Source organism: Catenulispora sp. MAP12-49 (genome assembly GCF_041262705.1).
In the GTDB taxonomy this organism is placed as follows: Bacteria; Actinomycetota; Actinomycetes; order Streptomycetales; family Catenulisporaceae; genus Catenulispora.
The window spans coordinates 175,359-197,078 of the sequence record NZ_JBGCCP010000011.1; the positions used below are offsets into that span (position 1 = coordinate 175,359).

The following is a 21,720-nucleotide window of genomic DNA, read 5'->3' on the forward strand; positions in this document are numbered from 1 at the left end:
GGCCCACGCCATGGACGACACCGGCTTCCGGCCGACGCACGTGACGCCGCTGGACGGGATGCCGACCTGGGCCGGTCCGGACACCTCGCAGCCCTCGGCGTGGCTGGATCCGCTCCTGCCGGTCCAGATCACCGACGCCCGGGGCGACTGGGCGCGGGTCCTGTGCGCCAACGGCTGGGCCGCCTGGGTCGACGGCCGGCTCCTGGTCGCACTGCCGGGCCCCCCGCCGGGCACCGGGCACCCGCCGGCGTTCACGACGGATCCCAGGCCGCTGCTGGCCGAGCTGGAGCGTGCGCTGTCCACATATCGGCAGCTGGTCGAGCGCCTGGCCGCGGGCGAGATCGACCTGCAGACCTTCCGGGACCGCAGCGCCCGGCTGCGGTTGGGCGTCGTCGTCGACGGGGAGTCGGCCTGGCTGCTCGATCTGGAGCACGACCGGTGGTGGTACTGCCATGACACGCAGGTGCAGACGTTCGCCACGGTGGAGGCGCCGCCGGACAGTGCCGTCGACCGGGCCATAGACAGGGCCGCGCCCGATGCCGAAGTCGCAGGTGCTCAAGTCGCCGGTGCCCAAGTCGCCGATGCCTCTGCCGCCGAGCCCGACCGCGACGACGCGGCGCGCCCCGCGCGAGCCGGTGAGCCCCGATGACGGAGGAACCCGCGCGATCGCTCGTGCCGTCCGGCCTGAGCGGGCAGCAGATCGCCGGATTCCGGCTGGAGCACGAGATCGGGCACGGCGGCATGGCGGTCGTCTACCGGGCCCAGGACCTGGCCCTGGGGCGGACCGTGGCGGTCAAACTGCTCGCGCCGGAACTCGCCCGCAACAAGTCCTTCCGCCTCCGCTTCGCCTCCGAGTCCCGGGCCGCGGCGGCGATCGACCACCCGCACATCATCCCGGTCTTCGCCGCCGGGGAGAGTGACGGCGTCCTGTACATCGCGATGCGCTACGTCGAGGGCCGCGATCTGCGCACGCTCCTCGACCGGAACGGCACCCTGCCGGTCCCCCAGGCCCTGCGCATCGCCACGCAGATCGCCTCCGCGCTGGACGCCGCGCACGCGCACGGCCTGGTCCACCGGGACGTGAAGCCGGGCAACGTCCTGGTCGCCGAGGGCACCGACAGCGAGCATCCCGAGCACGTGTACCTGACCGACTTCGGGCTGACGAAGAAGTCCTCGTCGCTGACCGGATTCACCGCCGTCGGGCAGTTCGTCGGCACCGTCGACTACGTGGCGCCCGAGCAGATCTCCGGCAAGCCGGTCGACGGCCGCGGCGACCTGTACAGCCTGGGCTGCCTGGTGTTCGAGCTGCTGACCGGGTCGGCCCCGTACCAGCGCGACGACGACCTGGCGCTGCTGTGGGCGCATCTGCACGCCCCGCCGCCGGAACTCAGCCGGGCCCGGCCGGGGCTTCCGCCGGCGCTGGACGCGGTGCTCGCCAAGGCACTCGCCAAGGATCCCGACGAGCGGTACGCCACGTGTATGGGGTTCGCCACGGCCCTGCGCGGGGCGAGCGCGGCGGGGGTGCGGCATCCGCTGACGCAGGTGGCGGGAGCGGAGGCGCTGGCGGAGTTGGCGCCGTTGCCGGAGTTGCCGGAGTTGGCGCCGCTGCCGCCGGTGCCGCCGGCGTGGGCGATGCCGGTGTTCACCGCCGCCTCCACCTCCGTCCGGAGTACGCCGTGAATCTGCGCCGGGTGTCTCTGGATGTCGCTCTGACCTGTGGGAACACTCCTTGTCGAAGCCGGCTTGGCTCGCATGTGCAGTTGCGGCCGCCTGAATCGCCCCACTGAGAATGGCTCTGTCACATCCGCCGGCGTCGGCGCCGGTCCAGCACGGTCGAGACAGGTGGGACAAGCCGTTGAGCACCACGCCGCCGCCCTCCTCCGGTGAGGAGAACGAGCCCCCGCCGCACCCGCCCACTGAGGCTTCGCAGTACCCGCCCACGGAAGTCTCATCGCAGCCGCCGGGCTCCCAGCGACCCGCTTCGCAGCCACCGGCCTCGCAACCGCCGGCTTCCCAGCCGCCGTCCCAGCCCCCGGCCTCCGGGCCGCAGCCTTCCGGGCCGCCGCCGACCGGAGGACCCGGTCCGTCCGGGCCGCCGTCCGGGCCGCCGTCCGGCCCGCTGTCCGGGGCCCCGTCCGGCGCCGCCGCCTCGGGGTCGGGGGCGTCCGTGCCGCCGCCCCCGGGGCCGCCCTCCGAGCCGCCCGGGCGATCGGGGTCCGGCTCCGGCGGCACGCCGTGGTGGCGCCGTCCCATCACCCTCGGCGCCGGCGTGCTGATCGTGGGCCTGGCCGCCGCGCTGGCCGTGACGCTGTCCAGCGGGCCGGCGGCGGCCAAGCAGGTGCTCCTGCAGCCCGCCGGGTCGGCCGGCCCGAACGCCTTCACGGCCTCGCCGACCAAGGCGCCGCCGCCGTCGGCCGCGAGCAGCAGCCCGTCGGCCACCACGACCGCGACGGCCACCAGCACCAACGGCACCAAGACCGTGTCCGGATCCGCCGAGGGCCTGTACGGCGGGACCGAGAACCAGTCCAGCTGCGACGTGAACCAGCTCAGCGACTTCCTGGTGGCCAACCCGGACAAGGGCCGGGCCTGGGCCGGGGTCGAGGGCATCGCGCAGTCGGACATCCCGGCCTACCTGCACTCCCTGACGCCGGTGGTCCTGCGCGCCGACACCCGGGTGACCAACCACGGGTTCAGCAACGGCCAGGCCACGACCTTCCAGTCGGTCCTGCAGGCCGGCACCGCGGTGCTCGTCGACAACCACGGGGTGCCGCGGGCGCGCTGCTCGTGCGGCAACCCGCTGCTGCCGCCGGCCGTGCAGTCCTCCGAGGCGTTCACCGGCAGCCAGTGGTCGACCTTCCACGCGCAGAACGTCGTGGTCGTCCAGCCGGCGCCGGTGGTGATCACCGTCATCGTGCTCTACGACCCGCAGACCGGCCAGTACTTCGGCCGCCCGGCCGGCAGCCAGGGGCCCGGGGACCACACCGTGCCGCCGCCGACGAACGCCACGTCGCCGTCCACGTCGCCGTCCACGTCGCCGAGCTCGCCGTGTCCTACGGGGACCGGGAGCGGTTCGCCGAGCTCGCCGGGTTCGCCGGGTTCGCCGAGTTCGCCGTGCTCGTCGACGCCGACGTCCACGTCGAGTTCGCCGTCCGGGTCGTCGACCAGCTCGACGTCCTCGAGTCCGGCCACGTCGTCGACGACGGGGACCGAGACGGGTAGTGGGACCGGGACCGGCACTGGCACGGGCACCTCTTCGGGGACGTCGAGTCCGGCCTCGGGGTCGACAACGACGTCGGCCCCGACCGGCGGGAACACCTCCTCGCCGGCACCGGCGGGGACGTCGACGGCGAAGCCGTGAGGTGAGCGCGTAGCTGCCGCGACCGGGCCGAACGGCCTAGTGCGGAAACGACCTTCGCCCCTGACCCGCCGCGTCCAGGCCGCCGTACCGTTGTGTGCAGGAGGCGTCATCGGACAAAAGGCAGCAGCCGCACCTTGCCTGCCTCTGCAAGCCGGAAGGCCGGCGTCATGAACGGATTCCCCGAACCGGTTCCGAGACCCGGGCCGGAACCGCGGCCCCAGAAGCCGCCCGCGGACGGCCAGCAGCGCCATCGCGCGCAGCACGCCGCGAAACCGACCTGGAACCTGCACCTGGAGTCGGTCGGCAGCAACGTGGCCAGCCGGTTCCTGACCGAGTCGCCCTCGGTGGTGGTCCTGGCGGTGGAGGACCTGTGCTGGCAGGCGGCCACCGAGGACTGGAAGCACCGGCGCCCGCACTGGTGGCGGCGGAGGGCGCTCGCGGCGTGGCATGCGGAAGGCGCTCGGCTTGACGCCAAGGCGGCGCGGTTGCGGGCGTTGGCGGACGACGTTTTCCAGGAGCTTTGAGGCGAACCCCCACCACCCCCACGCCGACGGCCCGACTCCCCCGTTCGGCCGTCGCCCTGCTTCGTCCCGCACTACCGGGGCATAGGTGCACTGCTCGGGCGAACGCCCAAGAACGCCACAGAAAGCCCCAGCACACCGAGCCTGGCAGATAGGGAGAAGCAGCGATGTTCCAGCTCTTGTGGATCCTGATCGTGGGCCTCATCCTGGGCGCCCTCGCCCGCCTCATCCTCTCGGGCAAGCAGAACATCCCCATCTGGCTGACCATGCTCGCCGGCGTCGGAGGCGCCTGGCTCGGCAACGCCGTCTCGGGCTGGATCGGCGTCCGCCACACCGGGGGCGTGGACTGGATCCGGCACGCGCTGCAGCTGGGCTTCGCGGTGGCGCTGGTCGCCCTGGCCAGCTCGCTGTGGGCGGGACGGAACGCGGCGAAGCATGAGGACGCGCGGCGCTGAACGCGGCGTGGGACGCACCAGTTTCTATAGGGGCTGGCGGGGCTGTTCTTCATGCGTGGTTCGCATGTGTCACACGGTGGTCGGCCGGCTGCTCTTCCGGCCTCAAGCGCTGCCCGAACCTCTGCCTCCTGAGGCAGGAGCCCACTGCCCGGCTTTCCTACCGTGGATCACGCAGGCGATTCGGCGCCGGGAGGAGCGGCGGCGGGCCCGGACCGTCGGCGAGGCTTCCGATCTCGCCGCGTAGTTGGTGGCGTGAGGTGATGCCGAGCTTGGCGAAGGTCTTGCCGAGGTGGTACTCGACTGTCTTCGCGCTCACGAACAGAGTGCGCGCGATCTGCTGGTTGGTCATGCCGTCGGCGGCGAGGCAGGCGATGCGGTGCTCCTGCGGGGTCAGCGCCGCGGGTGCCGGGACCGACGTCCGCGTGCCCTGATCTCCGGTGCGGGTTCGGACACCGGTTTCGTCGCCGTCACCGCCGTCACCGCCGCCGCGGCCGCCGGTGCCGTCGGCGACGCCCGGGAGCTGGACGCCGATCGCCGTCAGCTGTCGGCGGCATCGGTCGGCGAACGGCCAGGCGCCGATGTCGGCGTAGCGGCTCTGCGCCGATATCAGCCATCTGATGGCCGCGTTGCGGCGTCGGACGGCCAGCAGGAGTCTGCCGTGGTCGTGTTCGAGCCGGGCCAGGGTGAAGGGCGATACCGCGCCGGCCGGCCGCTCGATGGCGCGGACCAGCAGCTCGGCCGCCGTCGTCCGGTCACCCTCGGCTGCCGCGAGGCGGGCGCCGAGCCGGACGGCCACCGCCGATTCGGGCAGGGACGGCGGCAAGGCGGCGCGCAGCGCGTCCAGGGCGGAGCGCGCCGCGTCCAGGCGGCCGGTGTCGATCAGTGCCTCGGTGTGCAGTGGACGCCACCACAGTTGGTAAAGCGCGAAGAGGTCGGGTTCGGCGGCCAGGGGCGCGAGGGCCGTGAGCATGGCGCCCGGCTTGTCGCGCGCCTGGGCCAGCATCGCGGCGGCCAGGGCCGGGAACACCGCGTAGTGCGGGGGCCCCGGTGCCCACTGCGTCATGGTGACGAAGTCCAGCCATTCGGAGGCCGTCGTCCACTCCCCTTTCAGGGCGCTGATACCGGCGGCCAGTGCGGCCGCGGGGATGGCGGAGCGCCGGTCGCCGCGTTCCTCGGCCGCCTGGATGCCCTCCTCGGCCGCGTAGCGGGCCGCGCGCCAATCGCCGAGTTGGAACGAGGCGTAGCCGAGGTCGGCGTACACCACGGGCAGGACCGGCTCGACCGGGCCGTCGTGGGAGCGCAGGACCCGCTGGAGTTCGACGACCGCTTCGGCGGGACGGCCGCTCAGTCCCAGCCAGGCGCCGCGGGCCCAGCACAGGATCCCGTGGCCGCGGTGGTCCGCGGGACGGCCGCCGGAATCGGAAACCGGATCGGACACTGGATCGGGTGCCGGATCGAGTGCCGCAGCATCAGGTGCCGCAAAGGGCACCACATCGGATGCCGAATCGGGCACGGCATCAGGGGCCGCATCAGGACGCTCCGGGACCGAGCCGTCGAGTCCGGGAACGTACTCGCACCCCGGCGCGAGTGCCTCCAGGCGGCGCAGCGCGGCGTCGGCCGATCCGCGCATCCGGCCGTACGCGTCCGCCGCGAAGTACACCGACCACTCCCCGCACGGCGCCGGGATCCCGGGTACCGCCAGCACCGCCAGCGCGACGCGTTCCTCGCCCGCGAGATCTCCGGTCTGCGCGGCCAGCGCGGCCGTGGCGAGGTGGACGGCGGCGCGCACACCGGCCGGACGGTCGTGCGCCAGCAGCCCGGCTTGTCCCAGGAGTAATCGCGCGGTTCCGTACCTGCCCTCGCTTGCCGCGCGTCGGCCGAGGAACAGGTTGCGTTCGACGCTGGGTTCCAGGGGGGTGAGCCGTTCGCTGAGGGCCTGCGCCCATTCGGCTTCGAGGTGCTCGCCGCCCCACCAGGCCGCGGTGAGCAGTCTGCGTTCGCGCTCCCGGCGGTTCACCGAGAGGTCCGCGGACCACAGCAGCAGGGTCCCGGCGCGTTCGGAGTCGCCGGCGGCGCGGCAGCAGGTGGCCTCGTCCTCCAGCCGGCCGGCCAGGGCCGGATCGGGGCGGCGGCCGCCCAGGAGCAGGTGACGGTAGCCGTTGATGCCGCCGACCTGGTCGGAGACCGCGCGGTGGATCTCGCGCCGCAGTTCTGTGGGCAGGTTCCAGTAGACGACGTCGCGCAGGGCCTGGGGTTCGATGCGGACGCTTTCGGCGGGGCCGTGGGGGAGCCCTGATACGAAGCCGGCCTCGATCAGGTCGTTGAGCGCGGCGGCCGGGTCGGAGACGTCCGCGACGGCGGCCAGGATCGGCAGCGGGGCCTCCCGGTCCAGCACGGCCATCGCGGCCAGCAGGCGCCGGCTGGGGGCGGGCAGTTCGGCGACCGTGCGCACGATCGCCTGGCGCAGCGCCTCGGCGCGCAGGCGGCCGAGCGCGTCCTGCTCGCCGTCGGCTCGCGCCGCGGCCTGTCCCGTCGGCGGCGTCTCGTCCGGGCCGGCCGCCGGGGCCGGCCTTTCGAACACCTGCCACGGCGACGCCCATGCGATCGACATGGTTTCCCGCTCTCTCCGGTGCCTGGGCGCGACGTGTGTCCGCTCTTCAGGCCGGCGACCAAGACCTATCGCGGAGACGGTGTGCGCGGAATGCCTACACGACAGCTCAAATAAGAACCCTGTCAGGACTTTCGCGGAGCCCCGGCCGAGCTCTAGATGAGCCCTTCGCGGATGGCGAACGCGACCGCGTGCGTCCGGTTCCTCAAGTGGTACCGCGTCGTGACGTCGTGCAGGACGCCGGTGACGGTGCGCCGCGAGTAGGCGAGCTCGGCCGCGATCTCGTCGGTGGCGAAGCCGTCGGCGGCCAGGCGCAGCACCCGGCACTCGCGGTCGGACAGCCCGCTCAGCGACATGCCCTGCGGACGCAGCACGTGCTGTTGCAGCCGGCCCACCTGCTTGAGCAGCCGGGTCAGCAGGTCCGAGGGCAGTGCGGCGTCGCCCGCGGCGGCCCGGATCACCGTGGTGGCCAGCCAGGAGGACGTCGCCTCCCAGCGCCACAGCACGGAGCAGGCACCCGATTCCACGACGGTCAGCAGTTCGTCGTCGGACAGGGCGCTGACGACCAGAACGGCCTGCGCGCCGTCCCGCGATCGCACGGCCCTGATGAGCTCCAGGGCCTTGGGGGTGACGGTGTCCAGCGCGTAGACGACGACCCGGGCCGGGACCGGCGAACGCTGATCGACGAGCTCGAACTCGGCGCGGTGGCGCAATGCCGTCTCAAGGCCCGCTCTGGTGATGGGGTCGTCAGCGTGGATCGACACCGGTATCGGGGACTCCATGGTGACCTCCAGCGTCCGAACGGCGATTTGCGCCCTTCCCAAATGACCACGCCGTTGCGCAATTGTCGCCTAGGGAACCCCCTAGGAGCCTCCTAATCGTGCAGAAAGCATCGTGGAAAGTGACAGAACGTGTGACAGGGCGCGCAAAGTCGGCACCCGGTGATTGCGCGTTTCGCTGCGCGTTCGCGCAGGCGCCGGAGCGCTGGCGCTGCGAGGCTTGGCCGGGAGACGGCAGACGCGGTTCGGGGTGCGCAGGAGAACGGGAAGGGGCCGGACAGATGGGAGTCTCCGTCGTCTTCGAGGGCGGCAGCGACGCGGCCGACGCGGTCGAAGTGGTGCCCGGCGAGGAAGCCGTGTGCGTCCTGCGGCTGGAGAACACCGGCATGGTGGTCGACCAGATCCTGCTCGACGTCCTCGGCGCGGCCGCCGAGTGGGCGTCGGTGGAACCGGCGCAAGTCAATCTCCTGCCGGGGGCCACCGAACAGGTCCGTGTGCGCTTCCGGCCGCCGCGGTCGGCCGGCCTGGCGCCGGGCGACGTGGCGTTCGGCGTGCGCGCGATGTCGACCGAGGATCCCGAGGGCTCGCGGATCGAGGAGGGCACCGTCAAGGTCGGCGGGTTCGGGGACCTGGCGGCCAGACTGATCCCCACCAACGCCTCGGGCCGCCGCAAGGCGCGGTTCCGACTGGTCGTGGAGAACCGCGGCAACCGGTCGGAGCGCCTGCGCGTGGAGGGCGTCGACCCGGCGGTGAAGCTGGGCTTCCGGATCCGGCCGGCGGTGTTCGTCGCGGCACCGGGCACCGCGACGTTCGTCCGGCTGCGGGCCGTACCGCGCAAGACCTTCTTCAAGGGGACCAACCGCACGCTGCCCTTCGAGGCCGAGGTGCACTCCGAGCAGGGCGACACGGCGAAGGCCGAAGGCGTGATGCTGGAGAAGCAGACGCTGCCGGAGTGGGTGCTGCCGTTCCTGGGGATCTCGCTGGCGGTCGCCGGTGTGGTGCTGGCGCTCTGGTTCGCCGTGCTGCGGCCGGTGGTGCACTCGGCGGCGACCGCGTCGAACGCGGCGGCATCGGCCGCGGCCCAGGCGAAGAACGCGGCGGGCAACGCCTCGGCGGCGGTGTCCAAGGCCGCCTCGACCCCGGCCAAACCGCCCGCGGCACCGGCTTCGGCCTCGTCCGCGACGTCCAGCGCCCCGCCGGCGCCGGCGTTCAGCGTCGTCCTGAACTCGCCCCTGGTCGCCGGGGCGTCCGCCCGGGCCCAGGCGTCCGGCGGCGGCACCGCGCCGGCCGACCTCGTGTGGTCCTCCTCCGACCCGAGCGTGGCCACGGTCAACCCGGCGACCGGCCTGGTGACCGCGGTCGGCCCGGGCACGGCGACCATCACGGTGAAGAGCACCGGCAAGTCCTCCCCGGTCAGCAGCCAGACGACGCTGACCGTCGTGGGCAAGCTCGCCGTCACCACGACGGCGTTGCAGAACGCGGTGCAGGGCAAGGCTTATACGGCCTCGCTCAACGGAACAGGCGGCACCGCGCCCTACACCTGGTCGGCCGTTCCGACCTCGTTGCCGCCGGGCCTGACCGTCTCCGCGGCCGGGATCATCAGCGGAACCCCGACCGCACCCGGGACGAGCACGATCGTGGTCCACGTCGCCGACGCCGGCCCGCCCGGCCAGTCGCCTCCGGCCACGTCGCTGAAGCTGACCGTGATCGGCGTGCCGGCGGTGGCCGTCTCGGCGCTGCCCGACGCGACCGCGGACGTCACCTACCCGGCGCAGAACCTCGTCGCGTCCGGCGGGACCGGGCCCTACAAGTGGTCGCTGGTCCCGGGCCAGGGCGACCTGCCGATCGGGCTGACCCTGGACCCGGCCGCGCGGACCATCGGCGGATTCCCGACCACGGCCGGCAAGTCCTCCTTCACCGTCCAGGCCACGGACGCCAACGGCCAGACCGCCACCCAGCGCCTGACCATCACCGTCGCCAACCCGCTGATGATGACCACCCTGACGCTCCCGGACGGGGTCGCCGGCACGCAGTACTCGCAGCAGCTGGAAGCCTCCGGCGGGACGATGCCCTACACCTGGTCTGTGCCTCCCGCGCAGCTGCCGGCCGGACTGACTCTGGGTTCGACGACCGGGCTGCTCAGCGGGACCCCGCAGAAGAACGGCACCTTCACGTTCTCCGTCTCCGTCGCCGACGCGGGCAGTCCGGCCCGGACGGTGTCGCAGTCGTTCTCCGTCCGCGTGGTGACGGGTTTCGCCATCACGACGTCGAGCCTGTCGCCGGTCGAGGTCGGGCGGCAGGTCGGCGTGGCGCCGACCGTCACGACAGCCGCGGCCGCGCCGCCGCCCGGGATCCAGCTTCAGGCGGGGGGCGGTCAGCCGATCAGTACGCTGCCGGGCACGCCCCCCACGCCGGTGTACGCGTGGCAGCCGACCGGCACGCTGCCGCCGGGCCTGCAGCTGACCTCGACCGGCTTGCTCACCGGGACGCCGTTCTTCACCGGCACCTTCTCCTTCAGCGTGCAGGCGGTCGACGCCAGTTCGCCGCCGCTGATCGCGATCAAGAACCTGACGATGCAGGTCGTGCCGGCGCTGCAGATCACCACGGTGTCGTTGCCCTACGCGCTCACCGGTCAGACCTACAGCCACACCCTCACCGCCAGCGGCGGCACCGGTATGTACTCCTGGAAGCTGGCCTCCGGGGACGTCCTGCCGCCCGGCCTGGGCCTGGACTCCAACACCGGTGTGCTGTCCACGACCTCGGGGCCGGTCGGGACCGCTCCGGTCGCCACGACGAAGCTCACCTTCATCGTGACCGATACCGGGACCTCGCAGACCGCGTCCTGGGGCGTCAACTTCGGCGTCGACGCGCCGCTGGCCTTCTCCCTGGGCGGCAGCCTCAACGCCTTGCCCGAGGCCGCCATCGGAACCGCCTACGGCGCCAACGGCGCCGGGGTGCCGCTGGCCGGCACAGGCGGCAGCGGCAAATACCAATGGCTGGCGACCGGATTGCCGAACGGCTTGTCGGTGAACTCCTCCGGAGTGATCTCCGGAACGGTGTCGGCCAACGTCGCGCCCGGGCCGTATTCGTTCCAGGTGACGATGAGCGACACCGCCGACAATGTGCCGAACGCCGTGCAACCGCTGTCCATCACGATCGCGCCGCTGTTGAGCGTCCAGGGGACGTCGCAGGGTTCTTATAACTGGCAGGGGAAGGTTGGCAGCACGACGCCGTACACCGCCTCCGTCCAGGTGAACGGCGGCCTGGGCCCGTATCAGTACGCTGTCTCCGGCTTCAAGGCGACGACGTCGATCCAGGTGAGCGCGGCGGGTCAGGTCTCCTGGAACCTCGACACGCCCTGCGATCTCCCCTCCCCGCCCAGCAGCTCCCCGGGATCGGCGAAGTTCACCTGTCCGCCGGTCACGGACAGCGGACAGGTGACGATCACGGACACCCTCAACCAGGTGGTGAAGGTCCCGGTGAACCTGACCGCCGATTTCGACCCGCTGACCGTGACCTATCCCACCTCCGCCACCCTGGCCGCGGGCGACAGTCTGGACCTGTCCCAGGGGCCCGCGCTGAGCGGCGGTTACGGCGGCGGCTACGGCTACACGCTGGCCCCGTTCACCTGCCCGTCGCTGACCGCCGGCGGGACCACGGTGAGCGCGGCGACCGGGTTCAGCCAGCCGTGCACGGTGACGGTGAGCATCACGGTGACCGGACCGGTGTCGAGCACCGTGTACGTGATCTTCTCCTACCAGGAGACGATCAACCCGCCGCCGCCACCGCCTCCGCCGACCAGTTCCTCTCCGACGCCGACTTCGTCGAGCACGGTGACCAAGCCGACTTCGACGGTCGCTTCGACGCCGGCGGCGACCCCATGAGTACGACACCGAGCACGACACCGAGTACGACACCGAGCCCGCCGCCGTCGGTCGCGCCACTGGACGTGCAGATGCTGCAGACCGCCGCGGCGCTGGAGAACCTCGCCGTCAAGCTCTACGCGATCGCGGCGGGCCTGCCGGCGACGGCGTCCGGACAGCAGGGGCTTCGTGCCCTGATAACGCAGAACCAGGCCCACCACACCGCACACGCCGACGCCTTCAACGGCGCCTCGGTCGCGGCGGGCGGGACCGCACAGCATGCCGCCGATCCACGCTATACGGACCTGACCCAAAGGGTGGCCGCGATAAAGGACCCTGTTTCGCTGGCGACGTTGCTGGAGGAAGTGGAAGACCTGATGGCACAGACCTTCGCACGCTTCGCACCGCTGGCCGGGTCCACCGCCGCCCGCTCGCTGCTCGTCGGCACGGCCTCGGTCGAGGCGCAGCACAGTTCGGAGCTTCTGATCGTCCGGGCGCTGCCGGACGGATCCGGGGTGGGCACCGCGGGGATCCCCCGGGCTGTGTATCCCACGGCGGAAGCGTCCGCCGTCAACGAAGGCGCGGTGCGATGAGCGGGCCCTCTCGCCGAGTGTTCGCCCTCGGTATCGCGGGGATCGGTGTCGGACTCGCGGTTGATGGCTGTGGCGGTACCGGCCACAGCAGCCACGCCAAGAGTCACGCTGCCGCCACTCCGGCGTCGCCATACAGCGGAGACCTGCGAACCGCTGCACTCGCAGCGGCTGTGGAGAACCAGGCGGTGAGTGCGTACCAGGCCGTCGATGCGGCGCTGCGCGCGGGAAAGTACGGGCCGGCCGTTCCGGGTCTGGCCGCGTTCGTGGAGTCCGCCATGGCGCATCACAGCGAGCACGCGGCGTCGTGGAGCAATGTTCTGCACGGCGCCGGGAAGCCGGACGTCGCCGGATCGCCGCTGTCCGGCCACGCGCAGCTGATGGCCTCGATCGGCGCGGCCACGAGCACGGACGGGATAGTCGCCGTGCTCCAGGACTTGGAGACCCGGGCGGCGCGGACGTACATCGCGGCGGTCGGCCGGCTGTCGGGCAGCTCGGCCATCGCCGTGTCCGCCGCGACGATCGCGCCGGTCGAGGCGATGCACGCCGCGGCGCTGGCGTACGCGTTCACCGGGCGGTCGGCGGTCGTCGGGACGTTGGGGCCGGCCGGCGCGGTGCCGGTCACCGCGCTCACGGTGTGAACCAGAGCACCGTACGAACCAGAGAACTGCGAATCATGGAACCGTGTGAACCACAGAGCGGAGAGCAGCATGCTGCGGGACGCGGATCTGTCGCTCGCGAGCTGGCTGGAGTCCAGCCTGCCGCCGGGTACCGGCGTCAGGTTCGACGCGCCGCGCGCCCGGTGGCAGGAGCAGGTGCCGGAGGCTCCGTTCGTGAGCGTGTTCCTGTGCGACATCCGCAAGGACGGCCAGCATCAGCCCTCCTCGGGGTGGTCGGACGTGCGGGACGGCGACGGGCGGCTGGTCGGCCGGCAGTCGCCGCACCGCTATCACCGGCTCTCCTATCTGGTCACCGCGTGGGCGGGGGCGGCGGTCGGCGAGCGTGGGGCGTCCGCGGCGACCGCGACGGCTTCGGTGTTCGAGGAGCATGAACTGCTCGGTGTGCTCATCAACGCCTGTGTGAGTACTGAGACGCTCGGGGAGGACCATCTGAGAGGGTCCTTGGCCGAGGCCGGGCTCCCGGTGTTCGTACGGTGCGGGGACGGGGATTCGGGACCCTCCCCGGTCACGGATCCGTGGCCGGGGCTGGGGATCGCGCCGCGGGCGCACCTCGTGCTGGAGCTGGTGGTACCGGTCGTGCCGCCGGTGGCGAAGGACCTCGCGGCACCGGTCCGCGAGGTCGTGCTCCGGACGCATCAGCTGCCGGACCCGGTCCAGGCCGTGGAGACGGTGCGCCGCCGGGACGGCCGCCGGGAGCTCCCCTGACCCGTCAGCCCGCGGCCACTGTCACGTTCGTCGTGACGAAGCGGGCGGTGCCCGGCTTCTCCACCTCCGGATCGGGGATCGGGCCGGTCGGCGTCGGCTGGGTGGCGGGCGTCTCCACGGTGAACATCGCGGTGAACGATCCGCCTTTAATGAGCAGCGGCTTGCCGCCGTTGGTGGTCTTGCGGGTGAGGTTGTCCGGCATGAGCGTGAGCATCAGGGTTCCCATGCCGGGGATCGTGAAGGGCGGCGCCGTGTAGGCCAGGGGGACGCGCAGCTCCATCGGCAGCTCGTCGCCCAGCAGGCACACCGGCACGCCGGCGACGGTCACGTTCGTACTCGAGCCGGTCAGCGGAACCGGGGCCTCCAGAGCCGGAACGATGGCCGGCTCCGGGATGGTGACCTGGAGCAGGTCCCCCGTCTTGATCACGGAATCGGCCATCAGAGCGGCAGGCCGAAGAACTCGACGTCGGCGACGGCGACGGTGGTCTCGGCGTCGTCCGGGTAGACCGACCCGACCTGGATGGTGACGGAGGTGACGCCGGCCGCGTGGGACAGGGGGAACTCCTGCTGCTTGGGCGTGTCGCTCATGGCGATCGTGGAGGACTCGCCGTCGGAGTACTTCAGCACCAACTCGCTGGGCCGGCCGTCCTGGGTATAGGCGTCGGCGGCCCCGGAGTACACGATGATCTTCTTCAACGTCACCCGCCGCCCGAAGTCGAACGTGAGCGTCGCCTCAGCCTGCATGGACCACGGCGCCGCCCAGTAGGTGTTGGTGTTCAGATCCGCCGCGGCCGCCGCCGGATGCCCCGCCATCGCCGCACTCGCACTCTGACCCGCCGGCCGAATCGGCTGAAGCCCGTCGCCGATCGCATTCATGACGCTGGTCTTGGCCCCCTTCACCCTGCCGTTGACCATCGACCGGAACGGCGGATACGCGCCATAGACCAGGCCGCCGACCAGGATGACCACCCCGACGACCACCCGACCCTTGCGATAGATCTGCCGCAGCCCGAACTTCAGGTCGAAACGCGGCTTCGCGAGATCAGAGCTGCCCTGCTCACTACTGTCAGTGCCCTGACCAAGCTTGACCACCCGGGGCCCCCGCTTGGGAATGAAACGGCGCCACCACGGCTCCTTGACCGCGACCGCCGCGACCAACGACACACCGCACCGACTACAGAAGCGCCGCGAACTCGGATTCCCCTCACCACAACTCCCGCAGACCAGATCACCGGGCAACAGCCGCCGACTCGGCGCGGTCTTGGTCACCGCGACCGGACGTGCCTTCGCGACACCCGGCGCCTGCTCGCGGATGCGGTCGGGGGCTCGGGCCGGGATGGCGAGCGGGGGCTCGGGAGGTTCGGGCGATTCGGGAGGCGCGGGAGGCGCGGGCTCGGTTTTCGATGCGGCTTCAGGCTCAGGCTGGGGTTTCGGCTTCAGCCCAGGCTTCGACTCGGCGAGATCCTTCAGCTCGGCCTCCGAGGTAGCTTCAGCGGTCGGTTCCGGCTCGGCGTCAGGCTTCGGCTCGGTTTCAGCCTCAACCTTCGGCTCATCGCCGTCCTTCGCCGCGGCCTCCGACTCGGCCTTCGCCTCAGATCCGGCCGCCGCCTCAGCTTCAGCCTTCGGCTCATCGCCATCCTTCGGCTCAGCCTCAGTCTCCGACTCGGCCCCAGCCTCCGGTTCCGGCGCCGACTCAGACACCGACTCTGGCTCAGACACCGGCTCCGGCTCTGGCGCCGGTTCCGACGCCGGCTCACCAAACCCCATCGACGCGAACGCCCCGAACGGATTCGCCTCCTCCCCGCCGCCGCCCTCGCCGGCCCCGGCTCCCGCTCCCGCCTCCGCCGACGGGCCGGCGATGGCCACGTTCGCCGCGTGGATCACCCTGCTCAGCAGGCCTACGCGCGGGGCGGCGGCGGTTTCCTGCTCGCGCTTGTGCACCTCCTCGACGATCTCCTTCGCGACCGCCGGTTCCTGCTTCTCGCCGGTCCACTCCAGGAAGCCGCCGCAGGAGCCGCAGAAGGCGTCGCCTTCCTGGTTGCGGAACCCGCATTTGCGACAGACGATCATTGCTCGACGACCTCCAGCCGGTGCGTGACGTGGGCGGGCTTCTCCGCGGCGATCAGGTGTTCCAGGGCCGCGATGTCGATCGGGGTGTTGCGCGGCACCCGGACGCGGACGGCCAGCCAGGCTCCGGGCTCGCCCGGGAGGGGGGCGTTGGGGGTGGTGGACCAGGCGATGCCGCCGTTGTCGGTGATCTCCGCCTCGCCGCCGGTGACCAGCTCTATCAGGGCCCGGATTCCCTCGGTGGTGCCGCGCTGGCGGTACAGGCGGACCGAGTGCGCCACGGCCGCGCGCTGGCGCTCCGGCGGCCAGTTCTCGTCCACGACCGCGCCCAGCCAGCCGGCCAGCCAGCGGGTGAAGTCCGCAGGCGCCAGCATCGGGTCGACGTAGGCGGCCAGGCAGTCCAGGGTCGAGATGGCCGGGGCCAGTACCTCGTCGAAGGCCTCCGTCCACTGCATCAGCAGCGGGTCCTCCTGCATGATGCCGGGCAGCAGCGTGCCGATCGGGTACGGCGTGCCCAAGCCCTCCACGGCCCGGCGCATCAGCGCGCCTCCACCCTGACCTGGTGCTCATAAGAGAACACCAGGCTGTTCACGTCGAGGTCGATCCGCGTGCTCTCCTTGCCGCGCGCGCCGGTGATCGGGTCGGCGGAGAACAGCCGCACGTCCTCCACGAGTTCGACCCCCGACACCTGTTGCAGGCGGCCGAAGATCTCGCCGGCCTGCACCGGCCGGCCGAACGGCCAGCCCGCGCCCTCCGGTCCGCCGCCCGGCAGAGGATTGAGATACGTGTACAGGGTGCTGAGGGCGTCCTCGCGCAGCCGTTCGGTGTTCACCCGCGGCCGGGCGACCAGGCGCGCCACGACCGTCACCCCGCGGTACAGCGGCGGTTCGAGCGCGACGCGGGTGCCGACCACCCGGGCCTTGTCCAGACCGGCGGTGATCCGGGCCAGCGTCGGCTCCGGCGGGATCAGGTTCTCGAACAGGATGCGGCCGTCCTCCACCGCCGCGGCCGGGACGATCAGCACCCGTACTCCCCCGGCGTCCGCCACGTCGCGCCCGGCCGGGACGCACCGGACGCGTGCCACCTCCGGCGCCGCCTCGCGCGCCAGGACCTCGTAGTCCTCGGCGGTCACCGCGCGGCTGCGCGTGCGGACCAGCAGCGGCCCGCGCGCCTTCGCCTCCTCCAGGGTCTCCCCGTCCACCCCGCCCTGCGCCGGCCGCCTGTTCTCGACGGCGGAGACCGACGGGACCGACGACTTCAGCCGGCACAGCGACCCGGCGGCGACGTTGCCCCGCGACCCGCCGCCGGTGGCGTACCCGCGGATGCGGACCTCGTCGCCCTTCTGGGGCACGGCTCCGTAGTACCGCAGGCTCCCGTCCGGCTCGCGCACCGCGGGGCCGAACAGGACCAGTCCGCTGACCGCGTCCAGCGTGAAGTGGCGGTCGTCGGGACCGCTGTCGGCGAAGTGCTCGACCTGCGTCCACTCCAGCCAGCCCGCCGGCGAGCTCGTCTCCACCACCGGCGGCCCGTAGCCCACCAGGACCGGGCTGCGCCGCAGCGGGAACTGCTGGCCCGGCACGCCCTCGGCGCGGCCCAGCGACTCGCTCTCGACCGGCTCGGCGTGCACGGCCTCGACGGTGCCGCCGACCGTCCCCACGCTCAGCCCCTCGATCACCGGGGATCCGGTATAAGGGGGCTGGCCCGGCTCGGGCTCGATGATGCGGGCCCTGATCCACCCGGCGCGCTCACCGTCGATCACCCCGGCCGTGTGGCCTTCCGGCACGTGCAGCACGATCGCCCCGGACCTGTTCAGACCGCCGGTCTCGTCGAGCCCGACCCCGCAGGGCACCCAGCCGTCATCGGTCCGCGCCTCCCAGATCAGCGGCGGGTAGTCGGGGTTGACGCCGACGCCTTCGACCCGGCCCCGGAAGCCCAGCCTGATCACGCATCCGGGCACCGGCTCCGACAAACCCGCCAGCAGGGCGTCGCCGACGACGGGACGCTGCCGGAACGCCCGGAACGACTTGCCCTCGGCGAGTTGCCGGGTGCGGTCCTCGCTCGCCGTCCCGTCGTCGACCGGGCTGCGGAGCTTGGCCAGCACAGCGGGAACCAGCGTCAGCTCCCTGGACGTGCTGAACACCACCGACTCGGCGGTGGCCGTGCGCAGCGTGCCGACCCGCGCGCCGGCGGGCACGGTCAGCCGGGTGTGCGCCGGGCTGGAGAGCCAGAACGTGACCGGGGCCCGCGCCGGCGTCGGCGCGAGCATCCGCAGCCCGATCATGTTCAGGAAGCTGATGTACAGCCGGTCCGGCACCCGGTTGAGCCGGTACAGGAGCTGGTCGGTCATCTGCGCGAAGGTCTCGATCAGGGTGACGCCCGGATCGGAGACGTTGTGGTCGGTCCACTCCGGGCAGCGCCGCATCACCAGGCGCTTGGCCTCGTCCACCAGGTCCTGGAACCGGCGGTCGTCGAGGTCGGGGGCCGGCAGGGGCATCAGTCCTCACCCTCCTGTCGCTGGGGGATCGTGTAGAAGGGGAAGACGAGGTTGCGCGGGCTGTTCGTGCCGGGCACGACGTAGCCGATGTCGATGTACAGCAGGCCGGGCCGGTCGGCGTCGGGGTACACGTCCACCTCGGCGACGTCGGCCCGCGGCTCCCACTGCTCGATCGCCTCGCGCACCACGTCGGCGATCTCGGCGGCCTTGTGCGCCCCGGCCCCGTCGAACACGTAGTCCCGCAGGGTGCTGCCGAACCCGGGCCGCATCGGCCGCTCGCCGGGATAGGTCGTCAGGATCAGCCGCATCGCCTGCTCCAGGTTGGCCGTCCCGGACACGGTGGCCATGCCGCCGGTGGGCTCGACGGAGAAGGGGAACGCCCAGCCGCTGCCGATGAAGTCGGTCACGGTCCTCACCCGCCCAGCGAGATCGAGGCGCCGGACACGGAGACCGTGCCCCGGCTCTGGATGGTCAGCGAGGCCGCGGACTTCAGGGTCAGCGAGTCCCCGCCGTCGATGGTCACGGTGCCGCCCTCGCCGGTGACGATGTTCACCGTGCCGCCCGGGCCGCACTTCACGGTCAGCTGCCCCGGCGGGCTCTCCGGCGCGCAGGCGAGCTCCACCGAACCCTTGACCGCGTCCATGACCAGCCCGATCACGCCGTCGCCGGTCCCGAGCAGGATCTGCGAGCTCTCCGGCTTCGGGTCCTGGCCCATCTCGTCCAGGAACACCAGCCGGTTGCCCGAGGCCGAGACGAAGCCGCGGCGCGCGACCGAGGAGTCCGCCCCGCCCGGCCCCTGGCGAACAGCGTCGCCGCCCAGACTGTAGGCGCTCTTCTCGGTCACCAGACCGCCGAGCACGTAAGGGCGCCGCGGGTCGCCGAACTCGAACCCGACCAGCACCTGGTCGCCGACCTCGGGCAGGAACATCGCACCGCTGCGCGCCCCGGCGCCGAACTGCACGACCGGGGCCCAGTCCGTGCGGACGTCCGGGGACAGCCACGGCAGCGTCAGGCGCACCCGGGCGTGGCCGTCGCCGATGTCGTCGACGATCGCGCAGACCGGGCCGGGGATCCGGGCGGTCGACCCCGACGCCGCGGCGCCGCCGGAGGCCAGGCCGAGCAGGGTGCGGTCGTGCCCGCCGCCGGCGGCGAACTCGGTGCGGTAGCCGTCCTCCGCCGGGTCGAAGACGTGCCGGGCGCGGGTGACCAGCCAGGTTGCGGGGAAGTGCCCGGGGACGCCGGTGACCTTCACCGTCGTGCCGGGGCGGATCGCGGGGTCGCCCCACGCCTCGCCCTCGGCCTCGGCGAAGGTGGCGCCGACGGAGGCGGCGAGCGCTGCGGCAGCCGTCTGCGGGTTCGCGACCGGGACCGTGCCCACGACGTGGGCCGTCGGGCTCGGCGGGGGCCCGAGGTCCCGTCCGCCGGCCGGTTCGGCCTCCTCGGGCGCCGCCTTCTTGCCGAACAGGCCTTTGACTTCGGTCATGCCCTGGGTGCGCGGCGCCGAGACCGAGGCCGCGGAGGTCGGCACCGGGTCGGTCGCGGACAGCCGGGCCCGCAGCGGGTCCCAGACCCGGACCTCGACGTCCGGGGTCAGGTTCCCGGCGGTGACGCGGGGCTCGAAGCGCAGCAGGGTGCCGGGGATGGTCAGCTCCGCGACGCCTTCGTCCCCGTGCGCGATCTGGGACGCCTTACGGAAGTGGAAGCGGCCGTCGGCCATCCCGAACTCGTAGCCGATCTCGCCGGCCCGCTGGTCCAGGAACTCCCAGTCCGTCTGGTTGCACTGGAGCAGATGGTCGTGGACGGTGTCGGTCTCGAAGACCTCGCCGATCTCCAGGTCCGCCTCGCGGGCGATCCGCCGGGCGACGTCGGAGTCGGTCATGTCGTCGAACGTGCGGCTCCGGCGTGCGCGTTGCAGCCGGTGGCACAGGTCGTAGCCGCGCACGGTGGTCTGCCCGCCGTTGCCCCGGTAGCAGCCCTCGACGGCGGTGACCTCGCCCACGACCAGTTTGGCGCCGGCGGTGGGACCGGCGCCGACCTGGACGCGCGCGCCGATGCGGAGCCCGGCGTCCCCGAGCGCGGCGCCGGTGAGGTCGTGGAAGGTGAGCGCGAAGGCGGTGGGCCAGCGCAGGTGCGCGTCCACCTCGAGCCGCACCAGGCAGGTCGCGGCCAGGCCGGACAGCGCCATGGACCCCTCGCCGACGAGCACCTTCGGCCAGACGACGGGGGCGGTCTCCGCCGACCCGCTCATCCTTCGGTCTCCTGCGCGCTCGGCAGGTACACGGCCGTCCCGGGCCGGACCCGCAGCGGATCGTCGAAGCCGTTCGCGGCGGCGATGTCGCGCCAGCGCCCCGGCCCGCCGTAGGTGCTGGTCGCCAGCGCGGGCAGCGTCTCGGCGCCGGTGAGGACGTGCGTGCCGCGTCCGGGCAGGCCGCCGGAGGTCGGATTGGTCCCGGGCCTGGTGCCGGGGACCTCCTCGAGGGTGAGGGTGACCGTGGCCCGCACCGGTGTCCCGGTACGGCTGAACCTGGTGTACTTCGCGGTCACATCCGTGAGGTAGACAGACAGGCTCCTCTGCTTGCCCCAGCGGAACTCCAGGCTGGGGGGCCGCCACTTCAGCGCCGAGCCGGTCGCCGGGACGGGTTTGAGGAAGGTCCAGCCGATCAGGCGATCGCAGATCTCCTCCACGTCGTCGCCGTCGAAGACCACCGCGTCCAGGGTGATCTTCGTCTTGTTCTCGGCCGGCCGCCGCTGGCCGTTCCCCTTGGTCGGGGGGCTTGTCTTCGGGTCCGGCGGCGTTTCGGCCGGAACCGCCAACGCGGTGTGCGCCACCGTCATCGCCGCCGGGTTGTAGTGGAACAGGACGCTCTCATCGCTCAGGCTGAGCCGGGCATTGGCGGCACTGGCCTTGTGCGGGACGGATGTGTGCGGCAGGAAGCCCTCGTGCGCGAGGGTCAGCCGCTCCAGGGCGATCTCGCCCCCGGACGCTTTCAGCTCCGGTCCGTTCCAGGAGACGGGGACCGCGTTGTGCAGCGCCCAGGAGCAGACGGGGTTCTGCTGGCAGTCCTGCAGGGTGATGAGCACGATCCCCTTGGGCAGCTCCTCCATCCCCGCCTCGCGGTTCACCCAGTCCTTGACGAGCTTGTCGAGCCAGGTCTGCAGTTCCTTCGAGGGCTTGTGCTCCATGGCCCGCTCCAGGACCACGGGCGTGTGCTTCACGGCCTTCGGCAGCACGGCCTTGCCCCCGTAGTCGCCGCCGACCTCGATCTCCTCCCACTCGAACCCGACGTGTAGCCCGGTGCACGAGGACCACTCGCCGAGCCGCTGGCTGCCGGTCTCGGTGGAGAAGGTCACGATGAACCGCATGGACAGGCCATAGAGCGGGAACGCGGAGTCGGCCCCCTGCAAAGCCCGCGCCGCCGACATCCCGGTCGACAGCCCGGTGCCGGCGGCCGGCGCCACCGCCCCCGCGAGCTGGGCCGGCCCCTGCCCGGCGGCCGAGGCGAACATATCGATGGTCATGGACGGATGCCTTTCAGCTGCCAGGGGACGGTGCCGGCGGCGGGACGGCCCTGGCGCGCGCCCGGTGCCCGAGATTCGGCG

Annotated in this window: 18 protein-coding genes; 9 read left to right on the top strand and 9 right to left on the bottom strand. The window is 72.4% G+C overall.

The annotated features are described in order from the left end of the window. The first annotated feature begins 10 nt into the window (after window positions 1-10). The 5 genes from ABIA35_RS21675 (at window position 11) to ABIA35_RS21695 (ending at window position 4,334) form a co-directional block, all read left to right on the top strand. Window positions 11-649: a hypothetical protein gene (locus ABIA35_RS21675; protein ID WP_370359082.1), complete on the top strand. Its 639-nt coding sequence runs from the start codon at window positions 11-13 to the stop codon at window positions 647-649. Next, entirely contained in the window at window positions 646-1,680 is a 1,035-nt protein-coding gene (locus tag ABIA35_RS21680; protein ID WP_370359083.1) for a serine/threonine-protein kinase, read from the top strand. The genes ABIA35_RS21675 and ABIA35_RS21680 overlap by 4 nt, the downstream gene beginning before the upstream one ends. A gap of 175 nt (window positions 1,681-1,855) precedes the next feature. Next, window positions 1,856-3,358: a DUF6777 domain-containing protein gene (locus ABIA35_RS21685; protein ID WP_370359084.1), complete on the top strand. Its 1,503-nt coding sequence runs from the start codon at window positions 1,856-1,858 to the stop codon at window positions 3,356-3,358. Between the two features lie 167 nt (window positions 3,359-3,525). Next, on the top strand, window positions 3,526-3,882 hold the full coding sequence (locus tag ABIA35_RS21690; RefSeq protein ID WP_370344068.1) for a hypothetical protein: 357 nt from the start codon (window positions 3,526-3,528) through the stop codon (window positions 3,880-3,882). 164 nt (window positions 3,883-4,046) lie between these two features. Further along, entirely contained in the window at window positions 4,047-4,334 is a 288-nt protein-coding gene (locus ABIA35_RS21695; RefSeq protein ID WP_370359085.1) for a GlsB/YeaQ/YmgE family stress response membrane protein, read from the top strand. A gap of 157 nt (window positions 4,335-4,491) precedes the next feature. Here ABIA35_RS21695 and ABIA35_RS21700 read toward each other — a convergent pair whose 3' ends face one another. Next, window positions 4,492-6,945, bottom strand: a complete 2,454-nt coding sequence (locus tag ABIA35_RS21700) for a LuxR C-terminal-related transcriptional regulator (protein ID WP_370359086.1) — start codon at window positions 6,943-6,945, stop codon at window positions 4,492-4,494. Between the two features lie 152 nt (window positions 6,946-7,097). Then, window positions 7,098-7,724 carry a DNA-binding response regulator gene (locus ABIA35_RS21705; protein WP_370344071.1) on the bottom strand — a complete coding sequence of 209 codons (627 nt, stop codon included), beginning with the start codon at window positions 7,722-7,724 and terminating at the stop codon, window positions 7,098-7,100. Between the two features lie 278 nt (window positions 7,725-8,002). On the opposite strand from ABIA35_RS21705, the gene ABIA35_RS21710 reads away from it, so the two are divergent. The 4 genes from ABIA35_RS21710 (at window position 8,003) to ABIA35_RS21725 (ending at window position 13,559) form a co-directional block, all read left to right on the top strand. Beyond that, window positions 8,003-11,605 (top strand): putative Ig domain-containing protein, encoded by a 3,603-nt coding sequence (locus ABIA35_RS21710; protein WP_370359087.1) that lies wholly within the window; start codon window positions 8,003-8,005, stop codon window positions 11,603-11,605. Continuing rightward, window positions 11,602-12,177, top strand: coding sequence for a ferritin-like domain-containing protein (locus tag ABIA35_RS21715; protein WP_370344073.1), 576 nt, complete (start codon window positions 11,602-11,604; stop codon window positions 12,175-12,177). Before ABIA35_RS21710 ends, ABIA35_RS21715 begins: the two co-directional genes overlap by 4 nt. Window positions 12,178-12,362: 185 nt before the next feature. Then, window positions 12,363-12,815 (top strand): ferritin-like domain-containing protein, encoded by a 453-nt coding sequence (locus tag ABIA35_RS21720; RefSeq protein ID WP_370359088.1) that lies wholly within the window; start codon window positions 12,363-12,365, stop codon window positions 12,813-12,815. Between the two features lie 45 nt (window positions 12,816-12,860). Beyond that, window positions 12,861-13,559 (top strand): Pvc16 family protein, encoded by a 699-nt coding sequence (locus ABIA35_RS21725; RefSeq protein ID WP_370344075.1) that lies wholly within the window; start codon window positions 12,861-12,863, stop codon window positions 13,557-13,559. 4 nt (window positions 13,560-13,563) lie between these two features. Here ABIA35_RS21725 and ABIA35_RS21730 read toward each other — a convergent pair whose 3' ends face one another. The 7 genes from ABIA35_RS21730 to ABIA35_RS21760 form a co-directional block, all read right to left on the bottom strand. Next, window positions 13,564-13,998, bottom strand: a complete 435-nt coding sequence (locus ABIA35_RS21730; RefSeq protein WP_370359089.1) for a hypothetical protein — start codon at window positions 13,996-13,998, stop codon at window positions 13,564-13,566. Next, on the bottom strand, window positions 13,998-15,629 hold the full coding sequence (locus tag ABIA35_RS21735; protein WP_370359090.1) for a discoidin domain-containing protein: 1,632 nt from the start codon (window positions 15,627-15,629) through the stop codon (window positions 13,998-14,000). The genes ABIA35_RS21730 and ABIA35_RS21735 overlap by 1 nt, the downstream gene beginning before the upstream one ends. After that, the gene (locus ABIA35_RS21740; RefSeq protein ID WP_370344078.1) at window positions 15,626-16,165 is read right to left on the bottom strand and encodes a phage tail protein; all 540 of its coding nucleotides are present in this window, start codon (window positions 16,163-16,165) and stop codon (window positions 15,626-15,628) included. Before ABIA35_RS21740 ends, ABIA35_RS21735 begins: the two co-directional genes overlap by 4 nt. Further along, complete coding sequence (locus ABIA35_RS21745) at window positions 16,165-18,120, bottom strand: putative baseplate assembly protein (protein ID WP_370359091.1); 1,956 nt, start codon at window positions 18,118-18,120, stop codon at window positions 16,165-16,167. The genes ABIA35_RS21740 and ABIA35_RS21745 overlap by 1 nt, the downstream gene beginning before the upstream one ends. Next, entirely contained in the window at window positions 18,120-18,467 is a 348-nt protein-coding gene (locus ABIA35_RS21750) for a GPW/gp25 family protein (RefSeq protein ID WP_370344152.1), read from the bottom strand. The genes ABIA35_RS21745 and ABIA35_RS21750 overlap by 1 nt, the downstream gene beginning before the upstream one ends. A 65-nt stretch (window positions 18,468-18,532) precedes the next feature. Continuing rightward, window positions 18,533-20,368: a VgrG-related protein gene (locus ABIA35_RS21755; RefSeq protein ID WP_370359093.1), complete on the bottom strand. Its 1,836-nt coding sequence runs from the start codon at window positions 20,366-20,368 to the stop codon at window positions 18,533-18,535. Continuing rightward, window positions 20,365-21,639, bottom strand: a complete 1,275-nt coding sequence (locus tag ABIA35_RS21760) for a phage tail protein (RefSeq protein WP_370359094.1) — start codon at window positions 21,637-21,639, stop codon at window positions 20,365-20,367. The genes ABIA35_RS21755 and ABIA35_RS21760 overlap by 4 nt, the downstream gene beginning before the upstream one ends. Between the last annotated feature and the right edge of the window lie 81 nt (window positions 21,640-21,720).